This is a genomic window from Pseudomonas sp. fls2-241-R2A-110 (genome assembly GCF_030209165.1).
Classification (GTDB): Bacteria; Pseudomonadota; Gammaproteobacteria; order Pseudomonadales; family Pseudomonadaceae; genus Aquipseudomonas.
Genome location: NZ_JARVSN010000005.1, coordinates 210,505 through 225,514, shown reverse-complemented (window position 1 = coordinate 225,514; position 15,010 = coordinate 210,505). Strand labels below are relative to the sequence as shown.

Annotated in this window: 16 protein-coding genes; 4 read left to right on the top strand and 12 right to left on the bottom strand. The window is 59.3% G+C overall.

Annotation, left to right across the window (positions count from 1 at the left end; genetic code table 11):
• Positions 1-164: 164 nt before the first annotated feature.
• A complete protein-coding gene (locus QRN31_RS03505) occupies positions 165-1,262 on the top strand; it encodes a PLP-dependent cysteine synthase family protein (protein ID WP_285430389.1) in 1,098 nt (365 codons plus the stop codon).
• Positions 1,263-1,384: 122 nt separating this feature from the next.
• Here QRN31_RS03505 and QRN31_RS03500 read toward each other — a convergent pair whose 3' ends face one another.
• Both QRN31_RS03500 and QRN31_RS03495 read right to left on the bottom strand, forming a co-directional pair.
• Complete coding sequence (locus QRN31_RS03500) at positions 1,385-2,998, bottom strand: NAD(P)/FAD-dependent oxidoreductase (protein WP_285430220.1); 1,614 nt, start codon at positions 2,996-2,998, stop codon at positions 1,385-1,387.
• Positions 2,999-3,093: 95 nt separating this feature from the next.
• Positions 3,094-3,747 carry a COG3650 family protein gene (locus tag QRN31_RS03495; RefSeq protein ID WP_285430218.1) on the bottom strand — a complete coding sequence of 218 codons (654 nt, stop codon included), beginning with the start codon at positions 3,745-3,747 and terminating at the stop codon, positions 3,094-3,096.
• A gap of 134 nt (positions 3,748-3,881) precedes the next feature.
• Here QRN31_RS03495 and QRN31_RS03490 point away from each other — a divergent pair, with 134 nt between their 5' ends.
• Positions 3,882-4,982 carry an acyltransferase family protein gene (locus QRN31_RS03490; protein ID WP_285430216.1) on the top strand — a complete coding sequence of 367 codons (1,101 nt, stop codon included), beginning with the start codon at positions 3,882-3,884 and terminating at the stop codon, positions 4,980-4,982.
• 19 nt (positions 4,983-5,001) lie between these two features.
• Here the strand turns inward: QRN31_RS03490 and QRN31_RS03485 are convergent, their stop codons facing one another.
• Positions 5,002-5,601, bottom strand: a complete 600-nt coding sequence (locus QRN31_RS03485) for a short chain dehydrogenase (RefSeq protein ID WP_285430215.1) — start codon at positions 5,599-5,601, stop codon at positions 5,002-5,004.
• 105 nt (positions 5,602-5,706) lie between these two features.
• On the opposite strand from QRN31_RS03485, the gene QRN31_RS03480 reads away from it, so the two are divergent.
• Complete coding sequence (locus QRN31_RS03480) at positions 5,707-6,621, top strand: LysR family transcriptional regulator (RefSeq protein ID WP_285430214.1); 915 nt, start codon at positions 5,707-5,709, stop codon at positions 6,619-6,621.
• Here the strand turns inward: QRN31_RS03480 and QRN31_RS03475 are convergent.
• From QRN31_RS03475 to QRN31_RS03435, 9 genes are all read right to left on the bottom strand, one after another.
• On the bottom strand, positions 6,612-7,103 hold the full coding sequence (locus QRN31_RS03475; RefSeq protein ID WP_285430212.1) for a DoxX family protein: 492 nt from the start codon (positions 7,101-7,103) through the stop codon (positions 6,612-6,614). The two genes, QRN31_RS03480 and QRN31_RS03475, sit on opposite strands and share 10 nt — an antisense overlap.
• Positions 7,100-7,861, bottom strand: coding sequence for an HvfC/BufC N-terminal domain-containing protein (locus tag QRN31_RS03470; RefSeq protein ID WP_285430210.1), 762 nt, complete (start codon positions 7,859-7,861; stop codon positions 7,100-7,102). The genes QRN31_RS03475 and QRN31_RS03470 overlap by 4 nt, the downstream gene beginning before the upstream one ends.
• Positions 7,858-8,712: an MNIO family bufferin maturase gene (gene bufB / locus QRN31_RS03465; protein WP_285430209.1), complete on the bottom strand. Its 855-nt coding sequence runs from the start codon at positions 8,710-8,712 to the stop codon at positions 7,858-7,860. The genes QRN31_RS03470 and bufB overlap by 4 nt, the downstream gene beginning before the upstream one ends.
• A 25-nt stretch (positions 8,713-8,737) precedes the next feature.
• Positions 8,738-9,043, bottom strand: a complete 306-nt coding sequence (locus tag QRN31_RS03460; RefSeq protein WP_285430207.1) for a BufA1 family periplasmic bufferin-type metallophore — start codon at positions 9,041-9,043, stop codon at positions 8,738-8,740.
• A gap of 292 nt (positions 9,044-9,335) precedes the next feature.
• The gene (locus QRN31_RS03455) at positions 9,336-10,037 is read right to left on the bottom strand and encodes an ABC transporter ATP-binding protein (protein ID WP_030128348.1); all 702 of its coding nucleotides are present in this window, start codon (positions 10,035-10,037) and stop codon (positions 9,336-9,338) included.
• A complete protein-coding gene (livG, locus tag QRN31_RS03450; RefSeq protein WP_090180937.1) occupies positions 10,038-10,805 on the bottom strand; it encodes a high-affinity branched-chain amino acid ABC transporter ATP-binding protein LivG in 768 nt (255 codons plus the stop codon).
• Complete coding sequence (locus tag QRN31_RS03445) at positions 10,802-12,058, bottom strand: high-affinity branched-chain amino acid ABC transporter permease LivM (protein WP_285430204.1); 1,257 nt, start codon at positions 12,056-12,058, stop codon at positions 10,802-10,804. Before QRN31_RS03445 ends, livG begins: the two co-directional genes overlap by 4 nt.
• Positions 12,055-12,978 (bottom strand): high-affinity branched-chain amino acid ABC transporter permease LivH, encoded by a 924-nt coding sequence (gene livH / locus QRN31_RS03440; RefSeq protein ID WP_090180942.1) that lies wholly within the window; start codon positions 12,976-12,978, stop codon positions 12,055-12,057. Before livH ends, QRN31_RS03445 begins: the two co-directional genes overlap by 4 nt.
• Before the next feature lie 232 nt (positions 12,979-13,210).
• Complete coding sequence (locus QRN31_RS03435) at positions 13,211-14,338, bottom strand: branched-chain amino acid ABC transporter substrate-binding protein (RefSeq protein WP_090180945.1); 1,128 nt, start codon at positions 14,336-14,338, stop codon at positions 13,211-13,213.
• 350 nt (positions 14,339-14,688) lie between these two features.
• Between QRN31_RS03435 and QRN31_RS03430 the strand changes: the two genes are divergently transcribed.
• Positions 14,689-14,994: a DUF2288 domain-containing protein gene (locus QRN31_RS03430; RefSeq protein WP_285430200.1), complete on the top strand. Its 306-nt coding sequence runs from the start codon at positions 14,689-14,691 to the stop codon at positions 14,992-14,994.
• Positions 14,995-15,010: the final 16 nt, after the last annotated feature.

Here is a 15,010-nt window from a genome sequence, read left to right as displayed (position 1 = left end):
ATATTCTTTTTTGTTATATGCCGTTACAACGCGAGAGGCGGCACGGACCAGAGCCTAGCAGTTGCCGGACGTATTGGGTCTCAGCTGTATCTGTGCGTGCTGTGGGATTTTTCCTAAGCTTGTGAGCTGAGCCTTGCAACAAGGCCGACCTGACGAGAAAAACCATCATGAACGACAACCGCCAGTGGGCCCGCGAAGCCATCCGGATCATTGAAGCCGATTTCCAGCGCAGCGCCGACACGCACCTGATCCCTCTGCCGCTGCCGGGTTTGCCGGGCATCGAGTTGTATTTCAAGGATGAGTCGAGCCATCCCACCGGCAGCCTCAAACACCGCCTGGCCCGCTCGCTGTTTCTTTATGCGTTGTGTAACGGCTGGCTAAAACCTGGTGCCCCGGTGATCGAAGCGTCCAGTGGTTCGACGGCGATTTCCGAGGCGTACTTCGCCCGATTGCTGGGCTTGCCGTTCATTGCCGTGATGCCGGCGACTACCTCCAGGGAGAAAATCGCGCAGATCGCTTTCTATGGCGGCAAGAGTCACCTGGTTGATGATCCGACGCAGATCTATGCCGAGTCCGAGCGCCTGGCGCGTGAGCATGACGGGCATTTCGTCGATCAGTTCACCTACGCCGAACGCGCCACAGACTGGCGCGCGAACAACAACATCGCCGAGTCGATCTTCCAGCAAATGCGCTTCGAGCAGCACCCCGAGCCGAGCTGGTTGATTTCCAGCCCCGGCACTGGCGGTACCACCGCCACGCTGGGGCGCTACGTGCGTTATCGCCAGCATTGCACCCGCGTGTTGTGCGCCGATGCCGAGCGTTCGGTGTTCTTCGATTACTACCAGAGCGGCGATGCCACGCTGCGGCTGGATCACGGTTCGCGGATCGAAGGCATTGGCCGGCCCCGGGTCGAAGCGTCGTTCCTGCCCAAAGTGATCGATGCGATGGTCAAGGTGCCGGACGCGTTGTCACTGGCGGCCATGCATTACCTGGCGCAGCGCTTGGGTCGTCGGGTCGGCGGGTCGAGCGGCACCAACCTGATCGGCGCCTTGATGGCGGCGCAGCAGATGGTGGCGGCGGGGGAGTCGGGCTCGATCGTGGCGATTCTGTGTGACGGCGGCGAGCGTTATGAGACCAGTTATTACGACCAGGACTGGCTCAAGGCTCAGGGGTATGAGTTGAGTGGGTTGATGGCTGCGGTGGCAGCAACGGTCGAGCGCGGCGAGCCGCTGCCGGACACCGTGCTGCGCGCCAATATCTGACACGATGATCGTTCCCACGCTCTGCGTGGGAATGCCTCACCGGACGCTCTGCGTCCTCTTTTGGGACGCGGAGCGTCCCTGGCTGCGTTCCCACGCGGAGCGTGGGAACGATCATCTCGGGATCAGGCCTCGAGGCCGAGGATATCCCGGGCCACCGCTTCAGCAATCCGAATCCCGTCGACACCCGCCGACAGAATCCCGCCTGCATAACCCGCACCTTCACCCGCCGGGAACAAGCCCTTCACGTTCAGGCTCTGCATCGATTCATTGCGAGTGATACGCAGCGGAGATGAGGTACGCGTCTCGATCCCGGTCAACACTGCGTCATGCAGCGAATAACCGCGAATCTGCTTTTCGAAGGCCGGCAACGCTTCTCGAATGGCTTCGATGGCGAACGCCGGCAAGGCCAGCGCCAGATCACCCAGGGCAACGCCGGGTTTGTAGGAAGGTTCGACACTGCCCAACTCGGTGGAAGGCTTGCCCGCAATAAAGTCGCCGACAAGTTGCGCCGGTGCTTGGTAATTGCTGCCGCCCAGCACATAGGCGTGGGATTCCAGGCGTTCCTGCAACTCGATACCGGCCAATGGGCCGCCCGGGTAATCGACTTCCGGGGTGATCCCGACGACGATCCCGGAGTTGGCGTTGCGCTCGTTGCGCGAGTACTGGCTCATGCCGTTGGTGACCACGCGGCCCGGCTCCGAGGTCGCCGCGACCACGGTGCCGCCCGGGCACATGCAGAAGCTGTAGACCGAACGACCATTTTTGGCGTGGTGCACCAGTTTGTAGTCGGCGGCGCCGAGTTTCGGGTGACCGGCGTACTTGCCCAGACGCGCGCGGTCGATCAGCGACTGCGGGTGTTCGATGCGGAAACCCACCGAGAACGGCTTGGCTTCCATGTACACGCCACGGCCATGCAGCATGCGGAAAGTGTCCCGGGCGCTGTGGCCGAGGGCCAGAATCACGTGCTTGGAGTGAATCTGCTCGCCGCCATCCAGCTCGACGCCGACCAGTTGACCGTCCTCGATCAACACGTCGGTGACGCGTTGCTGGAAGCGCACTTCGCCACCCAGGGCGCGAATCTGCTCACGCATGTTTTCCACAACGCCGGTCAGGCGGAATGTACCGATGTGCGGCTTGCTGACGTAAAGGATTTCTTCCGGCGCACCGGCCTTGACGAACTCGTGCAGGACCTTGCGACCGATGAATTTCGGGTCCTTGATCTGGCTGTAGAGCTTGCCGTCGGAGAACGTCCCCGCGCCGCCCTCACCAAATTGCACGTTGGATTCCGGGTTGAGCACGCTTTTGCGCCACAGGCCCCAGGTGTCCTTGGTGCGCTGGCGCACTTCGGTGCCGCGCTCGAGGATGATCGGCTTGAAGCCCATTTGCGCCAGTATCAGGCCGGCGAAAATCCCGCAGGGCCCGAAGCCGACGACGATCGGGCGCTGTTGCAGATCGGCTGGTGCCTGGCCGACGACTTTGTAGCTGACATCCGGCGCTACGTTGACGTTACGGTCATCGGCGAACGTGTGCAGCAGCGCGGCCTCATCCTTGGCGGTGAGGTCGATGGTGTAGATGAAGCACAGTTCGGAGGACTTTTTGCGCGCATCGTAGCTGCGCTTGAACAAGGTGAAATCGAGCAGGTCATCATTGGCGATGCCCAGGCGCTGCACGATGGCAGGGCGCAGGTCTTCATCGGGATGGTCGATTGGCAGCTTGAGTTCGGTGATTCGTAACATGACAGGATCCGGTTCGCGGGGCGCACAACTGCGCCAAGGCGTTTGAAGCCCGCGATTATAAGCCTCAAAGGATGATTCCAGTGAGGCTAAAACGATCAGTCGTTACGCGATCCGCCGAAATACCCGCAGCCGCGCTGCACCTGGCCATTGATGCGCAGTTCGGCGCTCATGTGGTTGACGGCGCCGGTCGTGCTGTCGACGCAACGTTGTGGCGCGACCCACAGTTCGATGTGCTGGTTATTGGCTTCGGTGCTGAGGTTGAAACGGCCATCGCCCAGTTGTTCTTCAACATAAGGCACTGCCAAGGGCGGTTGCCCTGCACGGTCGATGACCATGCCCTTGCCGCTGACCTTGACGTTCCACTCAGGCGTGTGGCCGGCGGCGCGCAGGATCAGCAGTTTGAAATTGGGGTCGTCGCACGCGGTGCCCGAGCGCTCGACGCGGTACAGCTGTTCGAGATCGAGGCGACTGCCGTCAATCCGGCCACGCACGTCGGCAAACAGCTTGCCCTGATCATCGGCCAGGCTTGCGGCCTCTTGCAGGATGCTGGTGCCTCCAGTGTCGTTGACCACCAGACTGCGTTGTTCATTGCACGGCTGGAACAGCAGCTTGCCATCCGCCGCCGTCAACTGCCCCTGCAGGCGGGTCTGGCCCACGTGGGAGGCACTTTCACGCGAGCCATCAAACAATTGGCAGGCGGCAAACAACGGCAGCAGGGCGACAAGGACTAAGGAACGGGCAACACGCATCTTCGGTTCTCCAGGCAAGTGCCGCCACGTTACGCAGGGGCGCCGGTGACCACAAGGCTTGTGTGCCAGGGATTGAGTTGCCGAGTGCGTCCCAGCATAGTGGCGCACTTGTCCAGGAACGGCCCCATTTCGGCATGAACGAACACCTGTCTGTTTTCCCCAAAAGGCTGTACGCACTGGATGCACTGCGCGGTATCTCGGCGTTGGCGGTGGTGTTCTGGCATTGGCAGCACTTCTTTTTTCAAGGGGCGTTACCGGGGCAGTTGCAAACGGAGCAGCAGCCTTTCTACAGCGTGTTTGGCTTGTTTTATCGACACGGTGGCGATGCGGTCGCGTTGTTTTTCAGCTTGTCCGGATTCATCTTTTTCTGGTTGTTCGGTCATGCCCTGGCGCGCGGGGATCTGACCGGAAAACAATTCTTTGCCGAGCGCTTCAGCCGCATCTATCCGCTGCATCTGGCGACCTTTGCCGCTGTTGCGCTATTACAGACGATGTACACACGGTATACGGGGAACGCTTTTGTTTATCCGTTCAACGATCTCTATCACGGCGTGTTGAATGTTTTTCTCGCCCCCGCGTGGGGATTGGAGCAAGGCTGGTCTTTCAACGCGCCGGCCTGGTCAATTTCGGTTGAAGTGCTGCTCTACGCGGTGTTTTTCCTGCTGTGGCGCTATTCGCCCCTGCCAATCCCAATCAGCATTTTCATGATCGCTGTGGCCGCTTACGTCTTTCCTGCGCAGTACAAAGTCACTCTGGGCGTGTTCAGTTTTTTCTGCGGTGGCATTGGCCATGTGGTTGTGGCGTGGCTGCTGCAACGGATGCCTTCGCGCTGGGTGGGAATGGGGTTGACGATCGGGTGTGTGGGGGGGTGGTGGTTGTTTGGCGCGAATCAGCCGTTGATCAAGTTTGCGCTGTTGTTCCCGCTGACGATCATGGCCATTGCCGCCAATCACCAGCTACTCGAACCAGTCGCCCGGCGCATGGCGTGGCTGGGCGATATCAGCTACGCCTCCTATTTGTTGCATTTCCCGCTGCAAATCTTCGCCGCACTGCTGGCGGACAAATTTGTTCCCGGGCGAATCGTCTTTTATCAACAGTGGACGTTGTTGCTGTTCTTTGCGGTACTGATCGGTGCCAGTCTGATCTGCCATCGCTGGTTCGAAAGGCCAATGCAGCAGTGGCTACGGCAATTCGGGCGCGAGCGCCTGGCGAGCGGTGTAAGCGCTCGCCAGTAACGCCTGTCAGAAGGGGCGGTCAGCCGACGTGAAAAGTCTGACCTGTCTGCAAGCCTTCCACACTTTTAGCGTAGGCCAATGCCACATCCACCGCCGGAACCGGCTTGTAGCCCCGGAAGTACGGTGCATAACTGCCCATCGCTTCGACCAGCACGGTCGGGCTGATCGAGTTCACCCGCAGGCCCCGAGGCAGCTCAATGGCAGCTGCTCGCACGAAGCTGTCCAGCGCACCATTGACCAGTGCGGCCGAGGCGCCGCTGCGAATCGGGTCATGGCTTAGCACGCCGGTGGTGAGCGTGAACGAGGCGCCGTCGTTGGCGAATTCGCGGCCGATCAGCAGCAAATTGACCTGGCCCATCAGCTTGTCTTTGAGGCCCAGCGCGAAGCTTTCTTCGGTCATTTCATCCAGTGGCGCGAAGGTGACATTGCCGGCGGCGCAGACCAGAGCATCGAACTTTCCGGTCTTTTCGAACAGCTTGCGGATCGATGTGCTGTCGCTGATATCAACCTGCAAGTCGCCGCTTTTACGGCCGATGCGGATGACTTCGTGACGCTGGGACAACTCTTTGTCGACGGCCGAACCGATGGTGCCGCCTGCGCCTATCAAAAGAATTTTCATTGTGCTGTTCCTCGAAGTGTTTGAACGAGGTTGAAGTCTAGATTGGTTTTTTCCATTGATAAGCGCACTAATAGGCAACCTTTGGTTTTCAAATGGAAACAATCCATGAGCGAGATGGATGATCTGGCGGCGTTTGCGGTGTTGATTGAAGCGGGGAGTTTTACCCTGGCGGCGCAACAATTGGGTTGCAGCAAAGGGCAGCTATCCAAGCGCATCAGCTTGCTGGAAACGCGCTTTTCCGTGGTCCTGTTGCAACGCACCACGCGGCGCTTGAGCCTGACCGCGGCGGGTGCGGCGCTGTTGCCGCAGGCTCAGGCGTTGGTGGTTCAGGTCGAAAAGGCACGTCAGGCATTGGCGCGGTTGAAGGACGACATGGCAGGGCCGGTGCGCATGACGGTTCCGGTTTCACTGGGAGAAACCTTCTTCGATGGGCTGCTGCTGGAGTTTTCCAGCCAATACCCCGAGGTGCAGATCGAACTGGATCTGAGCAACAGCTACCGTGATTTGTCCCGCGACGGTTTTGACCTGGCGATTCGCTCCGATGCGAACAATGACGACCGGCTGGTGGCGCGTCCGTTATTGGCCTGGCACGAGATGACCTGTGCCAGCCCGGCCTACCTCGAACAATTTGGCGAACCGCTGACGCCTCAGGCGTTGGCCGATCATCGCTGCCTGCTCAACAGCCATTACAGCGGTCGCGAAGAATGGCTGTACCACCAGCAGCACGAGTTGATGCGAGTGCGGGTCTCGGGCCCGTTCGCCAGCAATCATTACAGCCTGTTGAAAAAAGCCGCGCTGGCGGGCGCCGGCATTGCACGGTTGCCGTCTTACCTGTTGCAAGCGGAACTGGCGGACGGTCGATTGCGCTGGCTCTTGCGCGATTACCAGACTCGAAGCATGCCGATGTACCTGGTGCACGCCTATCAGGGCGGTCTGCCGAAACGTACGCAAGTGTTGGCGGATTACTTGATCGTCTGGTTCAAGCGCAGCGGCGAGGCACTGGATCGGCTTCAGCGATAACGCCTGGCGATCAGGTGATCGATCGACAGTTTGCCCGGCCCGGTCGCCATCAGATACAGCAACACTGCTGCCCAAGTGCCATGAGTCGGGTAAGCATCGGGGTACACGAACAGTTGAATGGTCAGGGTCATGCCCAGCAACGCCAGGGCCGAAAACCGGGTGGCGAAGCCGATCAGAATCAGGATCGGGAAGAAATGCTCGGCAAAGGCTGCCAGGTGCGCCGCCAGTTCCGGGGACAGCAACGGCACGTGGTATTCGCTCTGGAATAGCGGGATGGTCGAGTCCGCCAGATGGGGGACACCCAGTTGAAAGGAGCCGTCGAACAGGTCGATGGCCAAGCCTTCGACCTTGGTTTGCCCGGATTTCCAGAACACCGCGGCGATAGAGAAACGCGCGATAAAGGCGATCAGGCTGCGAGGGATCTTCTCCAGCCATACGATGGCGCGGTCGATGGGGTTCAGTGATTCAGTCCGAATGTTCATGGCGATACCTTGTTTTTGTGTAAGTGGGTGATGGCGTTGCGGCTGATCAGCAGCGCCAGGGTCTGGCCAAGGTCGAAGGCCGGGGCGGCTTCCAGAGCCTGCATCAGTGACTGGCCGTTTTGCAGATGCTGTATGAACACGCTCGCACCGTGGTCGAAGGCGAAGACTTCGACATCCAGGCCGTTGCGCAACACCAAGGCGTGTTGTCCGAGGTTCAGATCAATCCCTGCCAGCGTTGCCTGCTGTTGATGCGCAGCCCAGATCGCGACCACGGCGAAGGCTGAATTCAACAGGTGCAGCGAGGGATGAAGTGTGACGGTGAGTTCACTCAGACTTTGCGGGTCGGCGAGTGCGGCGGCGATCCGTTCAGGGCCCAGGGGTTGCGCATCGGCGGCGTGATAAGCCATGACGCGCAGGCGCTCCAATCGGGCCACGTCGGCCAGATACGGCACGCTGGCGGCTGGCGCAAAGCCTTCGATGAACGTCGCCAGATCGTGGCCATAGCTGTTCATCAGCGGGCTCGTGGGCGGGCTGTTTTGCACATGAATTCCGGCCATCGCCCTGAAGAACTCGTCGCCCACCAACTGCTGGACCACGGGGTAACTGTCGGCCAGCGCGTTGATCAACGAGCTCTGCACATTGTTGCGATACACCGAGAAACGGCTGGCCGGATCGGCGCCATTGGCGCTGATCAATCCATCAGGGCAGGGTCGTTTCGGATCGAGCAGGGCGGCGGCGAAATCGGCATGGTTGCTCATGACCGGACCTCCGCACATTGCAACAGCCTGTCGGCCTGACGCGCTTCGGCGTGCAGCACGTTGAAGGCGGGCAGTTGATTGTCACGCTCGATCAGCGTAGCCACCGGGCCCACTCGCTCCAGTACCTGCCGATGTAACGCCCACACGGCGTTGTCGATGGGCGCACCGTGATCATCGATCAACAGGCGGTCGCCGAGGCTGTCGGTGTCTTCGGCAAAACCGGCCAGATGAAGCTCGCCCACGGCGTGAAGGGGCAGGGCGTCGATATAGGCCAACGGATCGCGTTGATGATTGATGCTCGAGACGTAGACGTTGTTTACGTCCAGCAGCAACCCGCAGCCCGTGCGGTTTATGACTTCGCGGATGAAGTCGGCTTCATCGATCGTCGAGCGTTCGAACGCCAGATATGTCGAAGGATTCTCCAGCAACATTGGGCGTTTGAGCGTGGTCTGCACCTGATCGATGTGCTCGCAGACGCGGTTCAGTGTCGGCGTGTCATAAGCCAATGGCAACAGGTCATTGAGAAACACCGGGCCGTGGCTGGACCAGGCCAGGTGTTCGGAAAAGGCGTGGGGTTGATAACGCTCGATCAGACTGGCCAGGCGTTGCAGGTGCTGGGTGTCCAGCGGACCTTCGGCACCGATGGACAAGCCAACGCCATGCAACGACAGCGGATACTGCTCGCGGATCAATCCCAGGTAATGATGAAAAGGACCGCCGGCCACCATGTAGTTTTCGGCGTGTACCTCGAAGAAGCCGATGTCCGGTTGTGAGCCGAGCACTTCACGAAAGTGCTCGGTCTTGAGCCCCAGCCCGGCGCGAGGCGGGAGCCCGAACGGTGAATTGTTCATGGTCGACACTCAGGCTGGGAACGGATCAGGCTTTGGCTTTGAAGGCTTCGATCTGACCGAAACCGGTGGACGAAGTCTTGCTTTCGGTGGTGGTGCAGGTGCCTTTAGGGACCAGTTTCCAGGCGTTGCTCTGGAAGTCGGTTTTCGACGTACCGGCGCACGTGGTGCCGGCACCGGCGGCGCAATCGTTATGACCTTTCATGGCCACGCCGAAGCACTTTTCCATGTTGCTGTCGGCAGCCTGGACGGTGGAAACGGCGGCCATGCTCAGCGCGGAACCGAGGGCCAGAACGAGGGCGGTAGCGGACAGGGTGCGGGTGGTAGTAGTCACGATGTTTCTCCGATAGTGAGTTTGGGTTGGCAAGCGTTTGTGCTTGCTTGTCTCACTAGAGGAAGGTCATCGCGATGCGTTACAGCCCAATGCAAACTTTTTAAAAAAAACTCAAAGCACCCATGTCCCTGTGGGAGCGAGCTTGCTCGCGATAGCGGTGGGTCATCCAACATTTCTGGTGAATGTGATAAGCATCGCGAGCAAGCTCGCTCCCACAGGACTTCATCGTTAGAGGGTTTGTATCAGGCACAAAAAAACGGCCCGAAGGCCGTTTTCTGTTTACCGCAAAGACTCAACCACCCAAGTACGCTTCACGCACTTTCGGATCCGTCAGCAGCGCTTCCCCGGTGCCGGTCATCACTACCCGGCCGTTCTCCAGAACGTAGGCGCGGTCAGCGATTTTCAGTGCCTGGTTGGCGTTCTGCTCCACCAGGAACACGGTCACGCCATCCTTGCGCAGCTGTTCGATGATGTCGAAGATCTGCTGGATGATGATCGGTGCCAGGCCCAACGATGGCTCGTCGAGCAGCAGCAGTTTGGGTTTGCTCATCAGCGCACGGCCGATGGCGAGCATTTGCTGTTCGCCGCCGGACATGGTGCCGCCGCGTTGGGCGAAGCGCTCTTTCAGGCGTGGGAAAAGTCCGAGAACCTTGTCCATCTGTTCCTGATAATCGCCCTTGTCGGTGAAGAATCCGCCCATGGCGAGGTTCTCTTCCACGGTCAGGCGGGCAAATACCCGACGACCTTCCGGCACGACCGCGATGCTCTTACGCATGATCTGCGACGAGTCCTGGCCAACGAGTTCCTCACCCATGTAGCGGATGCTGCCGCTGTGGGCTTGCGGCGAACCGCAGAGCGTCATCAGCAGGGTCGATTTGCCGGCACCGTTGGCGCCGATCAGCGTCACGATCTCGCCCTGGCGGACTTCGACGTTGACGCTGTGCAGCGCCTGGATCTTGCCGTAGAAGGTGGAAACGTTTTCGAATTGCAGCATTTACGCTTCCCCCAGGTAGGCTTTGATCACTTCAGGATTGTCGCGGATCTGTTCCGGCGTGCCGTCGGCCAGAGGCGTGCCCTGGTTGATCACGACGATGTGGTCGGAAATGCTCATGACCAGTTTCATGTCGTGTTCGATCAACAGCACGGTGACGTTGTGCTCTTCACGCAGCACGCTGATCAGCGCCTTGAGGTCTTCGGTTTCCTTCGGGTTCAGGCCGGCAGCCGGTTCGTCGAGCATGAGGATGCGCGGGCGCGTCATCATGCAGCGAGCGATTTCCAGGCGGCGCTGCTGACCGTAGGCCAGGGTGCCGGCCGGACGGTTGGCGAACCCCTTGAGGTTGACCTTTTCCAGCCAGTACTCGGCAAACTCCATGGCTTCGCGTTCACTCTTGCGAAAGCCCGGGGTCTTGAACAGGCCTGCCAGGAAGTTGGTGTTCAGGTGACGGTGCTGGGCGATCAAGAGGTTCTCGACCGCCGTCATGTCCTTGAACAACCGCACGTTCTGGAAGGTGCGCACCACGCCTTTGAGGGCGATCTTGTGGCCGGGCAGGCCTTCGATCGGCTCACCGTCCAGCAAGATGCTGCCGCCGCTCGGTTTGTAGAAACCGGTCAGGCAGTTGAACACGGTGGTCTTGCCGGCGCCGTTGGGGCCGATCAATGCAACGACCTGTTTTTCCTTCACGCTCAGGGCTACGCCGTTGACCGCGAGCAAGCCGCCGAAGCGCATGCTCAGATTCTCTACTTTCAGGATCTCGCGGCTCATTTGCGCAGCTCCATGTGAGGACGTTGCATGGGCAGCAGACCTTGAGGACGCCAGATCATCATCAGCACCATTAAGGCGCCGAACATCAACATGCGGTATTCACTGAACTCACGCATCATTTCCGGCAACAGGATCATCACCGTGGCGGCGAGCACGACGCCCAGTTGCGAGCCCATGCCACCGAGTACCACGATGGCGAGGATGGTCGCCGATTCGATGAAGGTGAAGGACTCCGGTGTCACCAGGCCCTGACGCGCGGCGAAGAAGCTGCCGGCGAAACCGGCGAAGCACGCACCGAGGGTAAAGGCCGACAGCTTGATCACCGTTGGGTTGAGACCCAGTGCACGGCAGGCGATCTCGTCTTCACGCAGCGCTTCCCAGGCACGGCCCAACGGCATGCGCAGCAAGCGGTTGATGACGAACAGGGCGAACAGCGACAACAGCACAGCGATCAGGTAAAGGAAAATCACCTTGTTCACCGGGTTGTAGGTCAGGCCGAAGTACTCGTGGAAAGTCTGCATACCTTCCGCGGCGGTTTTATCGAAGGTCAGTCCGAAGAGTGTTGGCTTGGGAATGTTGCTGATGCCGTTCGGGCCGCCCGTGAGGTCGGTCAGGTTACGCAGGAACAGGCGGATGATTTCACCGAAGCCCAACGTCACGATCGCCAGATAGTCACCGCGTAGACGCAGTACCGGGAAACCGAGCAGGAAGCCGAAGGTGGCCGCCATCAGACCGGCAACCGGCAAGCAGATCCAGAAGCTCAGACCGTAGTAGTGCGACAGCAGCGCGTAGCTGTAGGCGCCGACGGCGTAGAAGCCGACATAACCGAGGTCGAGCAGGCCGGCCAAGCCGACCACGATGTTCAGGCCCAGGCCGAGCATCACATAGATCAGCACCAGCGTTGCGATGTCCACCGCGCCGCGCGAGCCGAAGAACGGCCAGACCAGTGCACCGATGATCAACGCAATGATGATCCAGCGTTGGGTGGTCGGCAGGGTCAGGAAGTTACTGGCCTTGGCCGGCATCACCGGCATGTTGGGCGAGGACTTCCAGGCCGAGCTGATCTGCTGGTCGAACAGCACCCGCAGGAACATCAGCACCGAGCACACGGCGATGGTGATCAACGTTCCCGTACTGGTGCCATGGACTTCGAGGTTGATACCGACAATGGTCAGTTTCAGACCGAGTACCGGGTAGGCCACGGCCCACACCAGCAAGGCGCTGAACAACGCCTGTTTAAGATTCCTAGTCATACTTTCTCAACCTCCGGACGGCCCAGCAGGCCGGTTGGCCGGAACAACAACACCAGAACCAATAGGCCGAACGCCACGACGTCCTTGTATTGGTCGCCGAAGATATCGGCACCAAAGGCTTCCGCCACCCCGAGCACGATCCCGCCGAGCATGGCGCCGGGAATGCTGCCGATGCCGCCCAATACCGCGGCGGTGAAGGCCTTGAGGCCGACGAGGAAACCGGCGTTCGGGTTGATCACGCCGTATTGCATGCTCAGCAGCACAGCCGCGATGGCCGCCAGGGCGGCACCAATGACGAAGGTCAGGGCGATGATGTTGTTGGTGTTGATACCCAGCAGGTTGGCCATCTTGATGTCTTCGGCGCAGGCACGGCAGGCGCGACCCAGGCGAGAGCGGGAGATGAACAGCGTGAGGCCGAGCATGGCGACCAGGGTCACCACGAACACCACGATTTGCATGTAGGAAATCAGCACTTCATGTGCGCCACCTGGCCCGATGGCGAAGTTGCCGGGGATCAGGTTGGGGATGGATTTGTCCTTGGAGTCTTGCGCCAGCAGAACCGTGTTCTGCAGGAAGATCGACATACCGATGGCGGAAATCAGCGGGATCAGACGGTTGCTGCCGCGCAGAGGGCGGTAGGCAATTCGCTCGATGCTGTAGCCGTAGGCACTGGTCACGACGATAGTCGCGAGGAAAGCGGCGGTCATCAACAGCGGAACACTGTCGAGTCCCATCATGGACAGGCCCGCGATGGCGATGAACGCCACGTAGGAACCGATCATGTACACCTCGCCGTGGGCGAAGTTGATCATTCCAATGATGCCGTAAACCATCGTATAGCCGATGGCGATCAGGGCATACGTGCTGCCAATGGTCAGGCCATTAACCAGCTGTTGGAAGAAGTGATAGATGTCAGGCATTACAGCGCTCCTAAAAACCTGATACGCATTTCACTGGTGGAGTCATTTTCCCGCTCGAGCCCCGTGGATCTGCATCCACTTCGAACGCGAGGTTTGCCAGCGAACCGCTGATGACGGTTTTGAGATTTTCAGGTGGGGAGACTGGCGGATCACGCCAGCGCGGCCCAATACGTTCGTAAAACAAAGCCCACGGCACGCCGTGGGCTTTGTTGGCAGTCAGTTAGGCAAGGCCTTACTGAGGCGAAGCTTCAGTTTTTGGTTTGCCGAAGTGCCACTCGTAAACCACAAATTTGAAGTCTTTCAGGTCGCCCTTGGCGTCGAAGCTCAGGTCGCCAGTCGGGGTCTTGAAGGTGCCTGCGTGGATGGCAGCAGCCACTTTCGCAGGGTCTTCGCTCTTGGCGGCAGTGATACCACCGGCGATGACTTCAACAGCCGAGTAGGCCGGGAACACGAACGGACCGCTTGGGTCTTCTTTCTTCGCTTTGAACGCGTCAGCCAGTGCAACGTTGGCCGGATCCTGGTCGAAAGATTTCGGCAGGGTTACCAGCAGGCCTTCGGAAGCGTCTTTGGCGATCTGCGAAATGGAGTCGTTACCCACGCCTTCCGGACCCATGAACTTGGCTTTTAGGCCTTTTTCCTGTGCTTGACGCAGGATCAGACCCAGCTCTGGGTGGTAGCCGCCGTAGTAGACGAAGTCAACGTTGGCTTGCTTGAGCTTGGAGATCATCGAGGAGAAGTCTTTGTCGCCGGCGTTGATGCCTTCGAACACGGCAACCTTGACGCCTTTGCCTTCCAGGGTCTTCTTCACGGCGGTGGCGATGCCTTCACCGTATTGCTGTTTGTCGTGCAGTACAGCAACGATTTTCGGTTTTACGTGATCGGCAATGTAGTTACCGGCGGCAGGGCCTTGGGCGCTGTCCAGACCGATGGTGCGGAACACCATTTTGTAACCACGGTTGGTGATGTCCGGGCTGGTGGCAGCCGGAGTGATCATGATCACGCCTTCGTCTTCGTAGATGTCCGAAGCCGGTTGGGTGGAGCTGGAGCACAGGTGACCGACCACGAACTTGACGCCGTCGTTGACGACTTTGTTCGCGACCGCTACCGCTTGTTTCGGATCACAGGCGTCATCGTATTCAACGGCTTCGAGTTTCTTGCCGTCTACGCCGCCTTTGGCGTTGATCTGTTCGATGGCCATTTTGGCGCCACTGAACTGCATGTCGCCGTATTGGGCTACAGGACCGGTTTTAGGGCCGGCGATGCCGATCTTGATGGTGTCAGCTGCGAACGAATGGCTGGCAACCCCGGCCAGAACCATAGCGGCAAACAGTTTGGAAATCTGCTTAGTAGCCTTAGTCATAGTGCTCCACTCTTACTGTTGTAGTTTTTATAGTCCTGGCGCCGTAGCAGCAGAACCGGGTCAGATATCTTCGATATCCTCCGGAAAATGCCCCCGGCAACTGTACCGGTACAGTGTAGAGCGCCAATTGTTAGCCTGGGAAGCTGGCGCCAGGGGGCAAAACCTGAGGGTGTCGCTTTATTGAAAGAAAAAGACAGAATTGCGGCGGGATGTTAGCTGGCTAATTGCTTGATTCAGCGGCATTCCCTGGCACTCCTGGTCTTTTCAATCGGTGACTCAATTGCATCCGGGTTTTTCTGGCGGACCACCGACGTTATCATTCGCGTCGATTTCTTTTCCGGACAGGACCCATGACTCAAGAACCTAGCACCCTCTATGCCAAGCTGCTTGGTGAAACCGCATCTATTACCTGGAAAGAGTTGGAGCCGTTCTTTGCCAAGGGTGCCCTATTGTGGGTCGACCCAGGTCTGGATTTGATCGCCGCAGCTGAGGCGGTGGCGACGGATGAAGGCGAGAAAGTGGCTGCCTGGCTGGCCGCCGACAAAGTCGCCAAGCTGTCTGAAACGCGGGCGCTGGATCTTTTTGAACGTGACCCCGAGCTGTGGGCCGTGGTCGTCTCGCCGTGGATTTTGATCCAGGAAAGGGCGACGAACTGAAGGTGTGCACTTTATT

Coding starts and splice junctions, on each gene's coding strand:
- QRN31_RS03500 (WP_285430220.1), bottom strand. CDS start 2,998: ATGTTACGAATCACCGAACTCAAGCTGCCAATCGACCATCCCGATGAA.
- QRN31_RS03495 (WP_285430218.1), bottom strand. CDS start 3,747: ATGCGTGTTGCCCGTTCCTTAGTCCTTGTCGCCCTGCTGCCGTTGTTT.
- QRN31_RS03490 (WP_285430216.1), top strand. CDS start 3,882: ATGAACGAACACCTGTCTGTTTTCCCCAAAAGGCTGTACGCACTGGAT.
- QRN31_RS03485 (WP_285430215.1), bottom strand. CDS start 5,601: ATGAAAATTCTTTTGATAGGCGCAGGCGGCACCATCGGTTCGGCCGTC.
- QRN31_RS03480 (WP_285430214.1), top strand. CDS start 5,707: ATGAGCGAGATGGATGATCTGGCGGCGTTTGCGGTGTTGATTGAAGCG.
- QRN31_RS03475 (WP_285430212.1), bottom strand. CDS start 7,103: ATGAACATTCGGACTGAATCACTGAACCCCATCGACCGCGCCATCGTA.
- QRN31_RS03470 (WP_285430210.1), bottom strand. CDS start 7,861: ATGAGCAACCATGCCGATTTCGCCGCCGCCCTGCTCGATCCGAAACGA.
- bufB (WP_285430209.1), bottom strand. CDS start 8,712: ATGAACAATTCACCGTTCGGGCTCCCGCCTCGCGCCGGGCTGGGGCTC.
- QRN31_RS03455 (WP_030128348.1), bottom strand. CDS start 10,037: ATGCTGCAATTCGAAAACGTTTCCACCTTCTACGGCAAGATCCAGGCG.
- livG (WP_090180937.1), bottom strand. CDS start 10,805: ATGAGCCGCGAGATCCTGAAAGTAGAGAATCTGAGCATGCGCTTCGGC.
- QRN31_RS03445 (WP_285430204.1), bottom strand. CDS start 12,058: ATGACTAGGAATCTTAAACAGGCGTTGTTCAGCGCCTTGCTGGTGTGG.
- livH (WP_090180942.1), bottom strand. CDS start 12,978: ATGCCTGACATCTATCACTTCTTCCAACAGCTGGTTAATGGCCTGACC.
- QRN31_RS03435 (WP_090180945.1), bottom strand. CDS start 14,338: ATGACTAAGGCTACTAAGCAGATTTCCAAACTGTTTGCCGCTATGGTT.
- QRN31_RS03430 (WP_285430200.1), top strand. CDS start 14,689: ATGACTCAAGAACCTAGCACCCTCTATGCCAAGCTGCTTGGTGAAACC.